This is a genomic window from Bacillus sp. GS3m_15504 (genome assembly GCF_055825275.1).
In genome coordinates, this window is sequence record NZ_JBVVNL010000006.1 from 94,730 (window position 1) to 113,986 (window position 19,257).

Below are 19,257 nucleotides of genomic sequence, written 5' to 3' on the forward strand. Positions count from 1 at the left end.
TGAAGAAGGTACTACTATGGATGTAGTACCTTCTCCTTTTATAATGAATCGCATTTTAAGACATGGATGGCTGTATCCATAACTTTGCAAAATTTGCCCAACCGAATGAATCAATTGTTACATTTTTTAAAGAAGAAGGATATGTTTTTCTTTTTAAAACGTGATAGTTAAATAAAATGATGTGTTCTGTTTGTAAAAATTCTTCGATCTCATACATGAGCTCGTAGCGCTTTTCTTTATTTACTTCTAATAAAAATGTATCAAGTAAACAGTTAATTTGTTTTTCATAGTGCGGGTCCATGAACCGACTTACGAAGCAGCTTTTATTTTTAAATACATTTAAGAATGCAAGTTCATGATCAGCAGCAAACACTTCTCCCATGAAAATAATATCGGCATGTTGATCGATAGAACGGTTCATATAATCTGAAACGAGAAATGGGTGAAGCTCTACTTGTATACCTAAACTTTCACATCGTTCTTTTAAGAAATATGCATCATTTGCACTATCTTTAAATGCGAAGAAGTAAATATGTATCGTCTCTCCATTATAAGTGCTCTTTTTTAAATACTCTTTCGCTTTTTCTAAAGAGTAAGATCTTTTAGAAGCTTGGCGACTTCTTTCAGGGGAAAAGCTTGATGCAGCAATTGTTCGTCTACCCTCTATGCTACGAAGTATCGTTTCAACATCATATAGTTCTCTCCAAGCCTTTCGAAAGTAAATGTCGTGATGAGGACCAGGTTTTGTAAAGTTGAATCCAGCATAAATACAACCTATTTCTTCTATTTGTATATCATGCCTTTCATTTTCTTCTTCATTTGGTAGTTCATAATCAGCATCGATTTGCACATGATCAGGAATACTCCAAAATTCAATACGGTCTAATAAAGCGCGCTCTTTAAAATAATGAGAGAATGCTTCGAGTACGATATTGTCTTCAGAGTAATGAGTAAGTTTGAAAGGTCCGGTACCTATATAATGATGATTTTCGATACTCACTTCACGCGGTAAAATTGCTAGTTGTATGGAACTTACATAGTGTAAGAAAAAAAGGTTGGGTTTTGCTAAATGGAACCTTATTTGCAGTGGTGATGGCGTTTCAATTTGAACAATTTCTTCTGTTAACCATTCGAAAGGAGAGTGAACTTCTTTTAGTCTTTCAAATGAAAATTGTACATCTTTAGAAGTTAAAACTGTTTCGTTATGAAAATGTACATCCTTTCGTAAATAAAAGGTCCATGTAAGCCCGTCTTCACTTAATTCCCACGTATGCGCAATGTGCGGCTCCATTTTTTCCGTAACATCGTTATAAATGACTAACGTATCAAAAATTTGACTCGTAAGATGGCTCTCCGTAGTTACAGCGACAAAAGCCGGATCTAATGGGAATATCTTTCTCGATATAGGAATTTTTAATATGTCGTACATATCATTTGAAGGCTCGTATCCAAAATGATGATGTAGTTTATTTTCTATCTTTTTTTGAAGTGCAAGGGGTAGGGGTTCTTTTAAAAGAAGAAAGATATCTTTTAATTTTTCTTGCGCTAACAGTTCATCTGTATAGGATTCAATCGCTTCTACGAAATTATGTGAAAATAGAATTTCCGTTTTATTTCCACGGCCTCGCCCTGGAGTCCAGCTAATTAATTGTTCCTCGCTCATTTTCTTTAATAAGATCTTTACGTTTTTCGTACTGCAATATAAAACATCCGCTAATTCTTGTAAGCTATTTCGCATATGTTGTTGATCTTGTGCATGTAGTCTTAGTCTAATGTAATAGTCCATAATTTTCATATATACACTTCCTTCTAATATAAAAGGGGAAACTCTTTAGAATATTCTAACCTTTTTCTTCCTTTTTTTCAAAGTAAAATAAGTAAGCATAAGGAGGGGGAAACAATGGGATTTTGGAGTATGCATCGAAATATAAAAATTAGAATTATAACTTCGTTTTTAACACGTACTGTATCCACGATGATTTTTCCATTTATGGCGATTTATTTTTCAATAAAGTTAGGTAGTGCGATTGCTGGTGCGTTACTACTTATTAATGTCATAGCTTCGTTAGTAATTGGTTTATACGGTGGATATGTTGGAGACCGGCTTGGTCGTAAAAAGGTGATGATTATCGGTCAAAGTATACAAGTCATTTCCATTGCTTGTATGGGAGTTGCGAATTCGGATTATGTAGATTCACCTTGGTTAACATTTATCTTTATGCTAGTGAATAGTTTAGGATCTGGACTTATGAATCCTGCGACAGAGGCGATGTTAATTGATGTGAGTACACCGGAAAATCGAAAAGTGATGTACAGCATTAACTACTGGGCAATTAACTTATCCATTGCGATTGGAGCGATATTTGGAGGACTACTATTTGAAAACTATAGATTACAATTGTTTCTCGCATTAACGCTTGTTGCAATTATTACTTTATATGTGATGGCTGTATATATGGAAGAAGTGTATGTAGCTAGAAAAACGGTGGAGAAGAAAAATATATTAAAAGATATGGCGGATAGTTATAAAGTCGTAATGAAAGATAGAGCGTTTTTAATTTTTTGTGCAGCAAGTATATGTACGTTATCTTTAGAGTTTCAGATTAATAATTATTTAGGAGTACGCTTGCAGCAAGAATTTGAAACGGTGCACTTTTTATTCGGGAATGGTGTTACGTTTGATTTAACAGGTATTCGCATGCTGAGCTGGATTTCAGCAGAAAATACAATTTTAGTTGTGTTATGTTCGGCGCTTCTTATTAAAATGTTGAAACGCTTCAATGATTTGAAAATCTTATATGTCGGCTTATTCATTTATACAATTGGATTTACAATACTCGGAACGAGCAATAGCTTATGGATTTTATTAATTGCAGGGCTTTTCCAAACGGTAGGCGAGATGATGTATGTGCCAGTGCGTCAATCTATTATGGCAGATATGGTGCCGAATGAGGCGAGAGGTTCATATATGGCGATTAACGGAATGGTTTTTCAAGTGGCAAAAATGAACGGGGCATTAGGTGTTATGCTAGGTTCATTTATCGCATCTTGGGGCATGAGTGCTCTGTACTTTATCGTTGGTATGAGCAGTATTTTATTATTTATGAAGGCGATAGGGAAAGAGAAGTATGAGAGGCAGATTTCTCAGATTGGATAAAACTATATGAAAAGCGATGCTGAGAATCGCTTTTCATATGAATTTTAAAACGGATCAACTTCAGCTAAATTTGGAGTAGTATTCGGCTGTAGCAAAAGGTTTTTTAATGTGCCTACTTCAGAGAGAGCGACTAATATGTAGCCACTAATTAGAACAATAAGCCCGATGACGCGTAACGTTTGTAAGCTCACTTCACGATTATTTGTTTCTGTAGGATTTGGGGGCGTTGAAGGTGGAGTATTATTCATAATAGGGCTCCCATCTTTTTATTTTGTATGTGTGAAATCATTATTTAACTTATGGATAGGAATCGTATAGTCATTTTCACTATATGAGAACTGCCTATGAAAAGTGATTAGAAGTTTTGGAGCGAAAAAAGAGGGTGTATGAAAAGATCATTAAAAATAAGATTCTTTTTTGTTTTTCATACAAATAAAAAGGTTAATCAAAGTAGCTAAATAGCTACTTTGATTAACCTCTAATAACTATCTCAATATACGTAACGATTCTTCAATAAACGCTGGGATGTCTTCTGGTTGTCTACTTGTGACCAGCTGATTTTGGCATACAACTACTTCTTTATCGTGAAAGTTTCCGCCGGCGTTTTTTAAATCGACTTCAATAGATTTATATCCAGTGACATCACGTCCTTCAAGTGTTTGTGCAGTGATGAGTAGCTGAGGTCCGTGACAAATAGCGAAAACAGGTTTTTCCGCATCCATAAATGCTTTACTAAAGCGAACGAAACGCTCATCTGCACGAAGTATATCTGGAGAAAATCCGCCTGGTATGAAGAGTGCATCAAAGTTTTCTGGAGAAACATTATCGATACCTTTATCAATTACGACTTCGCTTTTTCCTTGTTTACCGTGTACTGTTTTACCTTTTTCTGCTTCAATAGTTGTTAATTCATATCCCTTTTGCTTAAAAGCTTCTGCTGGCTCTGTGTATTCTGTGTCCTCGAAATAATCCGTTATTAAAATAGCAATTTTTTTACTCATTCTAATCCGCTCCTTACATTATATTATCGATTCCAAAATCGTCCTTGGGCAATGCCTTCTATAAATGATTCAATTGAAGTGTTTGCTAAGTTGTAAATTCCTGCCCCATCTAATTTAATTTTACTATTGTCCAAAGAATGAGGATTACTAAGGACATAGGCTATCGGTTTAAAATGTTTAAAAGTAGTTTCTGCAAATTCTAAAACAGGGGGGTGAATGACAGACTCACTACTAAACACTAATACTGCGTCAAAAAGGGAAGAGTCTGTTGTTGTATAAGTATCAGTTACTTTAATGGAATCATTGAACTGATAAATTTTATTATCTACGATGCTATAGTTAATTCGATGCTGTGCAAAAGCTTGAATCCATTCGGACAGAAGGGAGACGCTTGGGTCACCATTTAATACAATTGCAACATTTTTAGAATCAGCTTTAAAAATAGTATTGGACATACTTAGTGCAGGTGATTTTGCATCTGAATTTACTTCGCGATTTTCCTTAGGCAAGGGAGCTCCAATAATGTTAGCGACTTCTTGTGCTAATTGACGATCGACATGATTCAGTAGAGCAATTACATTTGCCTTCACCATGTCTGATTTACACTTCCCAACTTCAAAGCAAAAAGCTTCTTTTATATGCTGCTTTTCAATAGGGCTCATACTATTGTAGAAAAGTTTAGCTTGCGAATAAAAGTTAAGGAAGCTTTTACTGCGCCCCCTAATTTTATGTCCATCAATCTTTTCTTGATAATGCTCATATCCGCCCTGTTCAGCTTGCACGGTTGCTGGTTGATTGTCATTTAAGCCATTAGGATGATAGCTTGTTTGACCGCGATGAATTTGCATTTGATGCATACCATCACGTTGATTATTATGAAAAGGACATACGGGCTGATTAATAGGGATTTGATGGAAATTAGGACCTCCTAAACGAGATAATTGTGTATCTGTATAGGAGAATAATCTTCCTTGCAGAAGAGGGTCATTTGAAAAATCAATACCTGGTACGACATGACCAGGGTGGAAAGCTACCTGCTCCGTTTCCGCAAAGAAGTTATCAACATTTTTGTTCAATGTCATTTTACCAACTAGTTTTACAGGAACTTCTTCTTCCGGCCATAATTTCGTTGGATCTAAAATATCAAAATCAAATGTATGCTCATCTTCTTCTGGAATTAGCTGTAATCCGAGCTCCCATTCCGGATAATCCCCTTTTTCAATTGCTTCATATAAATCTTGACGATGGAAATCAGGATTTTTCCCAGCAATCTTTTGAGCCTCATCCCATACTAATGAATGAACTCCAAGAGCAGGTTTCCAGTGAAATTTTACGAAGTGGGCTTTTCCTTCTTTATTAATAAGTCGAAATGTATGAACCCCAAAACCTTCCATCATTCGTAAACTACGCGGAATTGCGCGATCACTCATCTGCCACATAACCATATGAGTAGACTCGGGATTATGCGCAACAAAATCCCAAAATGTATCATGAGCGCTAGCTCCCTGAGGAATATCATTATGTGGTTCTGGTTTAACTGCATGGACAAAATCAGGAAATTTAATAGCATCTTGGATAAAGAATACTGGCATATTATTACCTACTAAATCGTAGTTTCCTTCATCTGTATAAAATTTTGTGGCGAATCCGCGTACATCTCTTACTGTGTCGTTGGATCCTTTAGAACCTTGAACGGTTGAGAAACGTACAAATACAGGTGTTTTCTTTGAAGGATTAGTAAGAAAATCTGCTTTCGTATATGCTTCTAACGATTCATAAAGCTGAAAATAACCATGAGCGCCAACTCCGCGTGCATGAACAATTCTTTCGGGAATTCGTTCGTGATCAAAATGGGTCATTTTCTCGCGAAAGTGGAAATCCTCCATTAAGGTTGGGCCTCTTAAGCCCATCTTTAAAGAAAATTCATCTTCAGCTATTTTTACCCCTTGGTTTGTTGTTAAAGCATGTTTGCGTTGATTATCCGTAACGTGGTGTTCCAATTGCTCCATTTTTTTATTCACAATATAGGCCCCTCCTTTACTCTGTTAATTAATAGATACCCTTTTTATTAGGACGTAAACATGTATTATCGTTTTTGTATGTAAAAATCAAAAAATATCGGTTGTTTCAGTGATTCTTGTTTGAGGAAGAAAAATAAAAAAGCCAAGGAGAAAAATTATTCGCTCCTTGGCTTTTAAGATATTTCTTGTCGTTAAAATGCGGAAATTCGTTGCTTCGTTTTTGGTACAATAATAAATTTGATCCAGAGTAACCCGATAATCATAATGATAAGGGTATGTAAAAATTGGCCCGTAGTAATGAGTATAACAATTGAAAATATAATGAGCTGAATGCTTAGCAATATAAAGATTAAGCGAAGAAATTGATTCATTCGTTTTTCAGTATCAATTGGATATAATGCTACAATAATATTTCCCGAAAAATATTTCCATAGGGAACGGAGCTGCATAGAAATCATATATAGGACGATGTAAGTGATAGCGCCCTTTACATATATGTTTGGGATAAAATATAAGGCGAAGGCACCAATCAAGCCTAAGCGAATATATATACCGAAATAATCATTCCCGCGTAAAAATGCGAGTGTATGTAAATAGAAGAAAGTTGCTCGTTTTTTATGTAATAAAGGTTCAATCCAAGTTGTAAGCCATTTTCTTTTATTTACTTGCTTATTTAGTTGCGGAACATCAGTGAAGATGCTAGCAAATTGATAAAAACGAACGTTCATTTTTTCTTCTTGCTCAATTATGTAATCCCACGGTATTCGTTTTGTAGGCTGTTTGTTCGTGTATAGAAGCAGGAAAGCAAGTAGTAAGAGTAATCCGCCCAATATGAGAACATTTGCTGCATAAAACAGCATATAAATGACTAGGGCGTTACAAGTAATACGAATGATCAGCCATATATTTTTTTCGTGACGATCACGCCACATCCAATGTATGTATATGTTCCAAGCTTTCGTAACCATTAAAACGATAAAGATTGTACATAAGAAAGGTACAGTTAATTGTAATGATTGAAGTGCAAGTGGAACGAGAATAAGGAACGTAAATAATAATGGGAAAAGCTGAATGATGTAATTATATAGAAGAGATTTTTTGAAATAAGAAGTTAATTTCTCTTCTAGTGCTAGTAAATAGACAGCGTCAGGTTTTTGAATAAATGTACGAATAGGGCATCTCGTTATAATGAATGTAAGTACAATCGTGATGAGTAGTAAAGATATTCCTTTAGAAGGAGATGTTTTTAGAAACTGGGCATAGTAGTATGCGCCAACGCATGAAATAAAGATAAAGCTATATAGTAAACCGTTAATCATACGTGCAAAGTATGTAATGATATTTTGCATATGTTGTTGGAAACGGCTGCTCCATAGTGATTCGATTGACATGTTTTTCACCTCTTTGTTCTATTATATATGTTTTGCAAAAGAAAAAACGAGCAAATTGCGTTATGCAACTTGCCCGTTTTTCTTTTCGTTATTTTTTTTCTGATCACGATTCATTAATGGATAGAAAGCAAAGCCGATTACGAATAAACCAATTCCGAGAAGGAACGTTTTTATATCGGCTGCACCCGTTTTAATAACCCATAGTGCGTAGCAAAGTGCAATTACTGCAACTATACCGTCAGTAATTCTTGCCCGCATTTCATTTTTATACGTTTCACCAGTAGCGACTAGTTTTAACTGGAAGATTGGTGAAACGAGATATGGAATGAGATAGGCGAGTGTTGATACGGTAATAACGAATGTATAAGCTTCCGCAATTGTTCCTGATAATGTTGAGAATAAGAACACTTGCGACATAATGTTTGTTAATCGTAATGAATAAATTGGACTTCCTTTTTTGTTTGTTTTTGCGAAGAAGGAAGGGAAGAAACCTTCTTTTGCTGCTTGATATGGTACTTCTGAGCTTAATAAAATCCAGCCTAAAATCGAACCGAACAGGGAAGTAAGAGCAAGTAATGCCATCAGTTTTCCGCCGCCGTGACCCATTGCAGCATTTAATGCATCTGCTAACGGACGTTCTGAGGCTTGTAATTTATCAACGTGAAGTACACCCATTGTTAAAATTGTAATTCCTAAGTAAATCGCAACTGTAACAAGTAATCCAGCAACTGTTGCACGTTTTACTGTTTTTGGAGAAACAGCACGGTTTGATAAAAGAACGGCTGATTCAATTCCGATAAATGCCCAAAGCGTCGTAAGAGCAGCTAAATTTACTTGTGAAAGAAGGCCGTGTGATACACCTGATTTATCGATCATCGGTGTGTACCATTGTCCAAACTTAGAAGCTTCGAATGCAAATAAAGTAACGACGATGAATAAAAGGAATCCAGTTACTTTCGTTGTTGTTGCTAAGAAGTTTAGCTTTCCAGCTCCGCTTACACCATTCGTTAATATAATATGAGTTCCCCAAAGTAAGATGGAACAAATGGTAAATGTAATTAGTTTTCCGACTTCTACGTTAAACGAACCGATTGAAAATAGTAGTCGTGTATCTTTCATAATTGGGAAGAAGAGTGATAAATATCCCGCAAATGATGTAATGATGGCAACGTTACTTGCCCAGTTTGCAACCCAATACCCCCATACCATACTGAAACCAGCCATTTTTTTCTTTTTTGGTGATGAGAATAAAGCATATGCATGACTTTGTGGTCCTGTCGTTAAATCAGGACGACGAATTGCTAAATTACCGAAAACAAGAGCTAGCATTAAAACACCAAACCCTGTAGTTAACCAAGCTAAAGTGACACCGAGAGGGCTTGCTGTTTGTGCCAACGTACTTGGCACCATGAAAATCCCAGCGCCAACCATATTACCGACAACGAAAGCTGTTAGTACCCAAAAGCCCCATTTTTTTTGTTGCATAGAAAATACCTCCAAAGTTAGTATAACCAAGTCATGCGAGGAGATATGTATGTCTTCCTGAGTCAGGAAGAGAAGTCCCAAACAAAACAAAAAAAGCACGTAATTTGCCGCTACATGCTTTCTATCTTATAAGAAACCCACGACATACCTCTCGATAGCTCTCCACAAACGAAACGTTTGTGACAGTTCTGCACTTATTAAATGCAGACCCAGCAAGCGTGCATGGTGGACACGGGCTTACTTCGGCAATCATTCCTTTCTCATTCCTTCATCAATGCCACTACATCTCCAGAAATGATACTCTTAATGACTGCAACCTCTACCTCACCGAGATACGAATGAGGATTTAAATATTAAATTAACGTATTTAAGAGTAACAAATGTATTTTTATACGTCAATGGATATAGTAATAATCAGATTATAGAGAAGAGTTTGTGATTAAAAGGGAGAGGGATTGTTATGTAATATTGAATTTTCATAATATAATAAATGTTATTGACGCTAGAAGATTGAGGAGGGGATGAAGTATATGTCTGTATGTCATAAACATTCAGTAATAGGTGTGCTAGATTCGGGAGTTGGGGGATTAACAGTTGCGAGCGAAATTATAAGACAATTGCCTAAAGAGAGCATTTATTATATTGGTGATAATGAGCGTTGTCCGTATGGGCCAAGAAGTGTAGAAGAGGTACAATCTTTCGTATTTGAAATGGTTGAGTTTCTCAAACAGTTTCCGTTAAAGGCTCTAGTTGTAGCATGTAATACTGCTGCAGCTGCTACATTGGCTGCGTTGCAAGAAGCACTTTCTATTCCGGTTATTGGCGTTATACATCCGGGAGCAAGAGCGGCTATTAAAGTGACAAAGAAAGGGAAAATCGGAGTAATTGGAACTGTAGGTACGATACAGTCTAATATGTACGAAAAAGCATTGCATGAGCTTGATACATATTTGAAAGTGCATAGTCATGCGTGCCCGAATTTAGCTACAGTTGTAGAAAATCGATTAGAAGATACCGCATATGTCACGCAGCAAGTGAAACAAGCTTTACTTCCATTAACGAAAGAAGATATAGATACGTTAATTCTTGGGTGTACGCATTATCCACTTTTAGAGTCCTATATTAAAAAGGAACTAGGAGAGGATGTAACGATTATTAGTTCTGCAGAAGAAACAGCGATAGAGTTAAGCACAATTTTACAGCACAAAGGAATTCTGGCTGACAATCTGAATCCGAAGCATCGATTTTTTACAACAGGCTCTGTTTCTTCATTTGAACATATCGCTGAGCGTTGGCTAGGGTATCAAATTTCTGTAGATTGTGTGGATTTACCTGTAAAGAATGCTCGCATCTGTAACTAGGATTTATTAAAGTACTTTTTGTTCCATAAATTAGGTTAGTTGCATAAGAAGGAGAAAATGCACTTTTAATTGAAAGGATTAAGGTCATTTCAATTAAAGGAGAGATTGGATTATGGAATTATCAAGGTCTCAACTATTTGCTTTAGAGTATATTTCAAAATATGCAGAGAACGAAAAACGCGAGGCGAAAGCAACAATTAATCATATACTTAACATGTCTAATATTACAGATGAAATGTTTGAAGAAGCTGTCGCTAATTTAAAATCTCATGCAAGGATCGCTTTACACTTTCATCCAGACAGACTAGATTCGAATATGAAAAATATTGCTGAAGCACTGCTTGAGCAAGGGAGATATAAAAGTCAGTTTGAAACATTGCTATCTAACGGAAGCGTATCTGCTTATCCTGGCGGTGAACGTGACCTTTGGGAAAAGAGAATATTTGGAGGCGCATATCAGCTTGAGGGCGTAACGAATGATCAACGGCCAAAGTATGGAGCGCTAAATTTAATGTTACATCCAGAGGGGCCCGCGCCGCGTTTTGGATCATGTTACTTTCTCTTATCTCCAAAAGTTTCTTCTCGCTCTACATATACGTATTTAGATTCGCATCAAGATCCAAAAGAAAAGGGGACTTATGAAGAGTTTGATATGATTTTAGCTGCTCTTTTGGAAGAGACGTTTGTAAGAGATTTTGCAATTGGGGAAGGGAATTTGACTCCAACAAGATTCATCCATCATTTACTGGCTAATCTGGAAAGGCCGTTTATAGAATTAGTAAACAAAGAGTCAGCTCGCAATCTTAACCATTATATTGAAGCACAGATTCATGGAGAGATTTCTCTTAAAGAAGACGTGGAGGCGCTTGTTGTAGATCCTTCATTTAAGGGGACGGATGTAGGGAGAACTTTAGAAGAAATTTGTATGAAGTACGCTATTGATTTGTATTGGCATATGGGTTTTGTACTTATGGTAGACGACGTTCCAATGAATTTTAGAGGTTCCAAAATGCCATCTTTAGCAAGGCGTATTGCACGGAATAATTGTATCGATGCCAATATAATTGGCTCTGCTGTAGTGGATTTGAAACGCAATCCATTATCTTGGAGTGATCGTGGAACTTATGAGGAAGTACTTCAGGAATTAAAATTATTATGGCATGTTTTAGTTCGATTTGGAAAACCAAATCGGAAGTAGAACGAAATACTCTGTTTTTTGGGAGTATATATAGAAAAGAAGCTGATCTAAAAATAGATCAGCTTCTTTTTATAAGATTAAACTAAGTTTAATACAGTTACTTTTTCACGTGTCATAGACTCAAGGCTCTTACGAATACCTTGTGCGCCCATACCTGAACCTTTTACACCGATGAATGGGAAGTGGTCAGGGCCGCGCTCTGTGCGTCCGTTAATTTGAACAGAACCAGTTTCGATTTTGTTAGCAATTGCAAATGCTTTGTTAATGTCTTTTGTGAAGACACTTGCTTGCAGACCGAACTCTGATTTGTTAGCAATTTCAATTGCTTGCTCATCTGAAGAAACGCGGATGATTGGAAGGATTGGGCCAAATGGCTCTTCCCAAGCAACTTTCATTTCTTCTGTTACGTGGTCGATTAATGTTGGGTAAATTAAGTTACGCTCACGTTTGTTACCGATAACGATTGTAGCACCTTTTTCAACAGCGTCGTCAACTAAGCCTTGAACGAAGTCAGCAGATTTGTCGTCGATTAATGGAACGATTGTGCTGTCTTGTTCTGGAGATCCAACTGATAGTTTAGCTACTTGCTCTTTTACTAAGCTAACAAGCTCGTCTGCTACGTTTTCGTGTACAAGTACACGTTTAATAGCTGTACAACGTTGACCAGAGTAAGAGAATGCACCGCTTACGATATGGTTTGCAGCATCTTGTAAGTCAGCATCTTCACGAACGATACCAGGGTCTTTACCACCAAGTTCTAATACAAGTGGAATCATTGAAGCTTTTTTCGCTAAATGTTTACCTGTGTTTGTACCACCTGTGAACGATACCATATTGATACCTTCGTGCTCTACTAAGTAGTCACCAATTACAGAACCACGTCCTGTCGCTACGTTTACAAGACCTTTTGGAAGGCCTGCTTTATGAAGTGCTTCAACCATTTTAATACCACTAATTGCACCTTGAGTTGCTGGTTTGAAAATAACAGCGTTACCCATAATTAATGCTGGTGCAAGTTTTGCAGCGGATAAGTTTACTGGGTAGTTAAACGGTGCGATTGCTAATACAACACCAAGTGGTGCGCGTTGGATGATCGCAAGTTTAGATTTTGTACCGCCCGGGAAGCTATCGCCCATCATGCTTTCTCCGTGCATATGTAAAGCTTCTTCGATCGTGTAACGAATGAAGTCAGCTGTACGAACAACTTCTTTTTTCGCATCTTTATAGCCTTTACCGACTTCTTTCATAATCATATCGGCAATTTCATCTTGCATATTTACGAGCTCATCAGCCCATTTATATAAATACTTTGCGCGATCTTGTAGAGAAGCTTCCGCCCATGATTTTTGAGCTTCTTTTGCAGATGCAATTGCTTCATCTACTTCTCCGCGAGTAATTGCTTGTACTTGTCCAATTACTTCGTGTAAGTATGGAGATGGAATTTCGATTGTTTCTCCTGAAGAGCTTTCTCTCCATTCTCCATTTAAATAAAATTTGTACGTATTGCTAGTTGTCATGATTAGTCCTCCTAAAATAGCAACTTGTAAGAGTGAGTATAAGGTGATTGTATGGGGTTTGATAACATTTTTCAAATGAAATATTTGTGAAAACGATTTCTTATGAAGTTTTTATTTTGTATGCCCTTTCTTACAGAGCATTCCCTTATTTCGAAATGATGGATCAGATATTTTTATTCAATTTGTAAAAAAATAATTGACAGAATACTCAATAAAGTTATAAGATTATAAATGGAAAATAAATGAAGGGGGTGTGCGTAATGATTGTAATCGTAAATGTAATGGATTTAGCTCTGTTAAATGGCAGAAAACATTTATATCATTACGCAACCCGTGCGGATATATAGGGCATTTTTGTCTTATAAAAAGCGTACGTTGCGTATATCGTAACGTACGCTTTTATGCATTTTTGTGCATATCGTCAAGCGGCGGTATGCTTTTTTTTGTTTATTTTCCATGTTACTAAATAAAACTTTGGAAGGTGGAAAAATGTGATGAGATTGTATGGGTTACGAAATGTAAATGTAATGGGTCTGGATAGCGGATAAAGAAATGAGAAATAAACGAGAACGAGAAGGGAGAGATTACATTGTTTTCAGTATTACTAAAGTTAAAGTGGTTTTTTAAGGAGCACTGGAAGAGATATAGTATCGCCATTGGAGCTCTTTTAATTGTGAATATAGTGGAAGTTATCCCCCCGAAAGTGTTAGGGGTTACGATAGATAATATAAAAACAGGAACGTTATCGAACGAAGCTATTATACAGTCTATTCTTATTTTAATTGGGGTTACGATAGTTGGATATGGCCTCACTTTCGTATGGCAACATCAATTGTTTGGCGGTGCATTCGTGCTTGAGAAAACGATGCGCTCTAAATTTATGGGGCATTTACTTAAGATGACGCCGACTTTTTACCAAAAAAATCGTACTGGTGATTTAATGGCGAGAGCAACGAATGATTTAAAAGCAATCGCTATGACAGCTGGTTTCGGTATATTAACGCTCGTGGATTCGAGTTTATATATGCTTACGATTGTCTTTATGATGGGATTTACAATTAGTTGGGAGCTTACATTTGCGGCACTTATACCACTTCCAATTATGGCGTATGCGATGAATATATATGGAAAGAAATTGCATGAAAGATTTACAGTTGCGCAAGATGCGTTCGGTGATATGAATGATAAAGTACTTGAGTCAATCGCTGGTGTGCGCGTTATTCGCGCATACGTACAAGAAAATGCAGATCAAGAAAGATTTCATCAGTTAGGGGATGACGTCTACGAAAAGAATATGAAAGTAGCTAGAATTGATGCACTATTCCAACCAACTGTGAAAATGCTTGTCGGATTGAGTTATTTAATTGGTTTAGTATATGGCGCATATCTTGTATTTCAATCAAAGGTGACACTTGGTGAACTTGTTTCCTTTAACGTGTATTTAGGGATGATGATTTGGCCGATGTTTGCAATTGGGGAATTAATTAATGTTATGCAAAGAGGAAATGCATCACTCGACCGTGTAAATGAAACGTTAGCGTATGAACCAGATGTAAAGGATCCGAAACATCCAAAGCTTGTACAAGAGCCGGATTATATTCAGTTTGATGATGTTACCTTTTCATATCCTTCATCAACTGAAACAAATTTAAAAAAGGTTTCGTTTACATTAAAACAAGGGGAAACGCTTGGGGTTGTTGGAAAAACCGGAAGCGGAAAAACGACGCTTGTACGTCAGCTTCTTCGCCAATATCCGCTTGGAGATGGGGATATTGCAGTCTCTGATGTGACATTAGATAAAATGACGAATGAAAATGTACTTGGGTGGATTGGTTATGTACCGCAGGAACATATTTTATTCTCAAAAACAGCGCGGGAAAATATTTTATTCGGAAATAGGGAAGCGACGGAAGAAGAACTTGAGAAAGCGATTGAAATTGCGGCGTTTAAAAAGGATTTAGAGTTTTTGCCAGAAGGGTTAGAAACGCTTGTTGGAGAGAAAGGTGTTTCTTTATCAGGAGGGCAAAAACAAAGGATTTCAATTGCACGAGCTGTTATTCAAAATCCAGAAATTTTAATTTTGGACGATTCTTTATCAGCTGTTGATGCTCGTACGGAAGCGGCGATTATTGAAAATATAAGAACAGAGAGAAGCGGAAAGACGACGATTATTACGACGCACCGTTTATCTGCCGTACAACATGCGGATTGGATTCTCGTTATGGATGAGGGAGAAGTAATGGAAGAAGGTACGCATGATCAGCTTATCCAAAAGGGAGGCTGGTATGCGGAGCAGTTTGAAAGACAACAAGGTGAAAGTGAAAGTGCGGATAGTGGGGTGAAAATATGAGCGTTTCAAAACGATTGTTTCAATACGCAATGAAAGTAAAAGGGACGATTTTTGCAGCGATGCTAATGTTATTTATTTTCGTCATTGCAGAGCTTGCTGGTCCTTTCGTCGCGAAAACGATGATTGACGATCATATCGTTGGAATAGAGAAACCTTGGTATGAAACAGAAAAGAGTGAAGAGGCTGTTTCGTATAATGGAGCCTTTTATAAGAGAAGTGATCGCTTTGAACAAGGTGAGAAAAAAGGAAAAGAAGTACGCGTGATGCAAGTCGGTTTTCAATATTACTTTGTGCCGAATAAAGTGAATGCTGAAGGATCACGTACTGTAAAAGGTGATATGATTACCGTTCAAAATGGTAAGGCGGTGCAAGTGTATAAAGCGAAAGCATTAACGAAAGAAGAAGTGTTTGCGTTTTATAAACCAGAAATAAACCGACTATTATTACTTGGTGGAGGCTATTTCGCTTTATTAGTAGTCGTTTCATTGTTTGCATATGGAAAGCAGTTTTTCTTGCAAAAAGCGGCGAACAAAATTATTCAAATTATGAGGGAAGATGTCTTTTCTCATATCCAAACGTTGCCGATTCGGTATTTTGATCATTTACCGGCGGGGAAAATTGTATCGCGCGTGACGAATGATACGGAAGCCATTCGTGATCTATACGTAACGGTACTTGCGACATTCGTTTCTAGTATCATCTATATTATTGGGATATTTGCCGCGCTATTTTTACTCGATGTAAAATTGGCGACGTTATGTTTACTTATTATCCCGATTTTAATTGTTTGGGCCATTTTATATAGAAAATATGCGTCTGTATACAATCATAAAATGCGTTCGCGTTTATCTGATATTAACGGAACAGTGAATGAATCCATTCAAGGGATGCCAATTATTCAAGCGTTCCGTCAAGAACGTGAAACGAAAAAAGAGTTTGAAGAATTAAATGGCGATTATTTTAAGTATCAAAATAAAATTTTAAATTTAAATGCAGCTACTTCTCATAATTTAGTAGCCGTATTAAGAAATATTGCTTTTACAGGTGTGATCTGGTATTTCGGTGGTGCTTCATTAAGTGCTACAGGCGTTATTTCGCTAGGGATACTGTATGCGTTCGTTGATTATTTAACACGATTGTTCTCACCGATTACAAATATGGTGAATCAGCTTGCTAACTTAGAACAATCGCGCGTTGCATCCGAGCGCGTTTTCGAACTGTTAGAGGAAAAGGGAGAGACAGTAGAAGAAGAGCGTATGCCTCGCTTACAAGGAAATGTGAAGTTTGATAATGTGTCATTTTCTTATAATGGAAAAGATGAAGTGTTAAAAAATATTTCATTTGAAGCGAAACAAGGCGAGACAGTCGCACTTGTCGGTCATACTGGCTCAGGAAAAAGTTCCATTATGAATGTACTCTTTCAGTTTTACGAGTTTGAAAAAGGAAAGCTTACAATTGATGGTCATGATGTAAAAGAGATGCCGAAACAAGCAACTCGTGAACATATGGGAATCGTACTGCAAGACCCGTTTTTATTTAGCGGAACAGTAGCGTCTAATGTTAGTTTAGAGAATGAAAAGATTTCAAAAGAGCGCATCGTAAAAGCATTGCGTGATGTAGGTGCTGAAAGATTTGCGAACAATATAAATGAAGAAATTACAGAGAAAGGAAGTACACTTTCAACCGGAGAACGTCAGCTTATATCGTTTGCTAGGGCGCTCGCTTTTGACCCAGCCATTTTAATATTAGATGAAGCTACGTCGAGTATCGATACAGAAACAGAGGCGATGATTCAACAAGCGCTAGAAGTTGTGAAAAAAGGAAGAACGACATTTATTATTGCTCACCGTCTTTCAACAATTAAAAGTGCAGATCAAATTATCGTGCTTGATAGAGGGACGATTTTAGAAAAAGGGTCTCATGATGAATTAATGAAAAAGCGCGGGCGTTATTACGATATGTACAAAACGCAAATGGAAGGGAATCAGAGTGCTTAATAGGTATGGGGAGGAACTTGTGATTTTCACAAGTTCTTTTTTAGTGAATCAGGGCAATTAAATAAGAAGTATTATTTTACCTTTCGTACAATAAATGCTATATTAAAAAATGTTACTTATTTTTTGTATGTAGAATTATTTTTCCTTTTTGTTTGATTATGAAGAAAAAGGATAAACTAAATAAGAACATTTTCATTGAAAAATTGTTCAAGATTGCATACAATCAATATAGTTTTTAAATTCCTATCAGAATACTTGGAGGATTATCATCATGAAGAAATTATTTTCAGTGCTTGCAGTAACTACATTAGCGATCGGGATTGTAGCCGGCTGCGGTAAAGAAGAGAAAAAAGATACAGCTAGTCAAGACGCATTACAAAAGATTAAACAAAGCGGCGAACTTGTAATTGGTACAGAAGGTACATACCCACCATTTACGTTCCACGATTCAAGCAATAAATTAACTGGATTTGACGTTGAATTAGCAGAAGAAGTTGCAAAACGTTTAGGAGTAAAACCTGTATTTAAAGAAACACAATGGGATAGCTTACTTGCTGGTTTAGATGCGAAACGCTTTGATATGGTTGCAAACGAAGTTGGTATTCGTGAAGACCGTCAAAAGAAATATGATTTCTCTAAACCATACGTTTCATCTTCAGCGGCATTAGTTATCGCAAAAGATAAAGATAAACCTGCTACATTTGCTGATGTAAAAGGATTAAAAGGAGCACAATCTTTAACAAGTAACTATGCAGATATCGCTAAGAAAAACGGTGCAGAAATTATTGGTGTAGAAGGATTTAGCCAAGCAGCAGAACTATTAGCTTCAGGACGCGTTGATTTCACAATCAATGATAAATTATCAGTGTTAAATTATTTAGAAACGAAAAAAGATGCGAAAATTAAAATTGTAGATACAGAAAAAGAAGCTTCAGAAAGTGGATTCTTATTCCGTAAAGGTAGCACTAAGCTTGTACAAGAAGTAGATAAAGCGTTAGAAGATATGAAAAAAGACGGTACGTATGACAAAATAACGAAAAAATGGTTTGGTGAAAATGTATCTAAGTAGTGCATTGATTTCAGATCGATTGTCTACTTGGATAGATATTATGCAGACTTCCTTCATGCCTATGCTGAAGGAAGCTGTTTTTACGACAATTCCATTAACGCTTATTACATTTATTATCGGTCTTATACTGGCAACGTTAACGGCGCTTGCACGTATTTCAGGTAGTCGTATTTTACAATGGATTGCTCGTATCTATGTATCTATCATTCGCGGAACGCCACTTCTTGTACAGTTATTTATTATTTTCTATGGTCTGCCAACTCTTAATGTTGAAGTTGAGCCATATACAGCAGCAGTTGTTGGATTTTCATTAAATGTCGGTGCATATGCATCTGAAATTATTCGTGCTTCTATTCTTTCGATTCCGAAAGGGCAGTGGGAAGCAGCTTATACAATTGGGATGACATATCCGCAAGCGTTAAAACGTGTTATTTTACCGCAAGCAACGCGTGTATCAATTCCGCCGCTTTCGAATACATTTATTAGCTTAGTGAAAGATACTTCATTAGCATCGTTAATTTTAGTAACAGAAATGTTCCGAAAAGCGCAGGAAATTGCGGCAATGAACTATGAGTTTTTAATTGTTTATTTTGAAGCAGGTCTTATTTATTGGGTTATTTGTTTCTTATTATCAATCGTACAACAGATGTTAGAAAAGCGCTCAGAACGCTACACATTAAAATAATCCTTTTACAAAAGGAGTTTTTGTT

14 protein-coding genes and 1 riboswitch are annotated in these 19,257 nt (G+C 36.6%); of the genes, 7 read left to right on the forward strand and 7 right to left on the reverse strand.

The features are described from left to right. Positions 1 to 55 precede the first annotated feature (55 nt). Positions 56 to 1,816 (reverse strand): SgrR family transcriptional regulator, encoded by a 1,761-nt coding sequence (locus tag AC0L0O_RS26725; protein ID WP_473786204.1) that lies wholly within the window; start codon positions 1,814 to 1,816, stop codon positions 56 to 58. 84 nt (positions 1,817 to 1,900) lie between these two features. Between AC0L0O_RS26725 and AC0L0O_RS26730 the strand changes: the two genes are divergently transcribed. After that, positions 1,901 to 3,157 (forward strand): MDR family MFS transporter, encoded by a 1,257-nt coding sequence (locus AC0L0O_RS26730; protein WP_000508211.1) that lies wholly within the window; start codon positions 1,901 to 1,903, stop codon positions 3,155 to 3,157. Positions 3,158 to 3,201: 44 nt separating this feature from the next. On the opposite strand, the gene AC0L0O_RS26735 is transcribed toward AC0L0O_RS26730, so the two are convergent. The 5 genes from AC0L0O_RS26735 to AC0L0O_RS26755 all read right to left on the reverse strand — a co-directional run bounded on the left by AC0L0O_RS26735 (position 3,202) and on the right by AC0L0O_RS26755 (position 9,055). Then, the gene (locus tag AC0L0O_RS26735; protein ID WP_001066490.1) at positions 3,202 to 3,405 is read right to left on the reverse strand and encodes a hypothetical protein; all 204 of its coding nucleotides are present in this window, start codon (positions 3,403 to 3,405) and stop codon (positions 3,202 to 3,204) included. Between the two features lie 237 nt (positions 3,406 to 3,642). After that, on the reverse strand, positions 3,643 to 4,158 hold the full coding sequence (locus AC0L0O_RS26740) for a type 1 glutamine amidotransferase domain-containing protein (protein ID WP_000037521.1): 516 nt from the start codon (positions 4,156 to 4,158) through the stop codon (positions 3,643 to 3,645). Between the two features lie 23 nt (positions 4,159 to 4,181). Next, entirely contained in the window at positions 4,182 to 6,179 is a 1,998-nt protein-coding gene (locus tag AC0L0O_RS26745; protein WP_473786188.1) for a catalase, read from the reverse strand. 191 nt (positions 6,180 to 6,370) lie between these two features. Next, positions 6,371 to 7,570 carry an ABC transporter permease gene (locus tag AC0L0O_RS26750; RefSeq protein ID WP_000021418.1) on the reverse strand — a complete coding sequence of 400 codons (1,200 nt, stop codon included), beginning with the start codon at positions 7,568 to 7,570 and terminating at the stop codon, positions 6,371 to 6,373. 60 nt (positions 7,571 to 7,630) lie between these two features. Continuing rightward, positions 7,631 to 9,055, reverse strand: a complete 1,425-nt coding sequence (locus AC0L0O_RS26755) for an amino acid permease (RefSeq protein WP_001186286.1) — start codon at positions 9,053 to 9,055, stop codon at positions 7,631 to 7,633. A 147-nt stretch (positions 9,056 to 9,202) separates the two neighbouring features. Next, a riboswitch (Lysine riboswitch) is annotated at positions 9,203 to 9,385 on the reverse strand. Between the two features lie 200 nt (positions 9,386 to 9,585). Here AC0L0O_RS26755 and racE point away from each other — a divergent pair. Together racE and AC0L0O_RS26765 are read left to right on the forward strand one after the other, a co-directional pair. Then, positions 9,586 to 10,416 (forward strand): glutamate racemase, encoded by an 831-nt coding sequence (gene racE, locus AC0L0O_RS26760; protein WP_000109661.1) that lies wholly within the window; start codon positions 9,586 to 9,588, stop codon positions 10,414 to 10,416. A gap of 112 nt (positions 10,417 to 10,528) precedes the next feature. After that, the gene (locus AC0L0O_RS26765) at positions 10,529 to 11,614 is read left to right on the forward strand and encodes a DUF3626 domain-containing protein (protein ID WP_000423699.1); all 1,086 of its coding nucleotides are present in this window, start codon (positions 10,529 to 10,531) and stop codon (positions 11,612 to 11,614) included. Between the two features lie 77 nt (positions 11,615 to 11,691). On the opposite strand, the gene gapN is transcribed toward AC0L0O_RS26765, so the two are convergent. Continuing rightward, positions 11,692 to 13,131 (reverse strand): NADP-dependent glyceraldehyde-3-phosphate dehydrogenase, encoded by a 1,440-nt coding sequence (gene gapN / locus AC0L0O_RS26770; protein ID WP_428889823.1) that lies wholly within the window; start codon positions 13,129 to 13,131, stop codon positions 11,692 to 11,694. Between the two features lie 589 nt (positions 13,132 to 13,720). On the opposite strand from gapN, the gene AC0L0O_RS26775 reads away from it, so the two are divergent. The 4 genes from AC0L0O_RS26775 (at position 13,721) to AC0L0O_RS26790 (ending at position 19,232) form a co-directional block, all read left to right on the forward strand. Further along, entirely contained in the window at positions 13,721 to 15,481 is a 1,761-nt protein-coding gene (locus AC0L0O_RS26775; protein ID WP_000493194.1) for an ABC transporter ATP-binding protein, read from the forward strand. Beyond that, positions 15,478 to 17,478 (forward strand): ABC transporter ATP-binding protein, encoded by a 2,001-nt coding sequence (locus AC0L0O_RS26780; RefSeq protein ID WP_437249044.1) that lies wholly within the window; start codon positions 15,478 to 15,480, stop codon positions 17,476 to 17,478. The genes AC0L0O_RS26775 and AC0L0O_RS26780 overlap by 4 nt, the downstream gene beginning before the upstream one ends. Before the next feature lie 271 nt (positions 17,479 to 17,749). After that, positions 17,750 to 18,547, forward strand: coding sequence for an amino acid ABC transporter substrate-binding protein (locus AC0L0O_RS26785; protein ID WP_000732844.1), 798 nt, complete (start codon positions 17,750 to 17,752; stop codon positions 18,545 to 18,547). Continuing rightward, positions 18,534 to 19,232 carry an amino acid ABC transporter permease gene (locus tag AC0L0O_RS26790; RefSeq protein ID WP_000281494.1) on the forward strand — a complete coding sequence of 233 codons (699 nt, stop codon included), beginning with the start codon at positions 18,534 to 18,536 and terminating at the stop codon, positions 19,230 to 19,232. Before AC0L0O_RS26785 ends, AC0L0O_RS26790 begins: the two co-directional genes overlap by 14 nt. Positions 19,233 to 19,257: the final 25 nt, after the last annotated feature.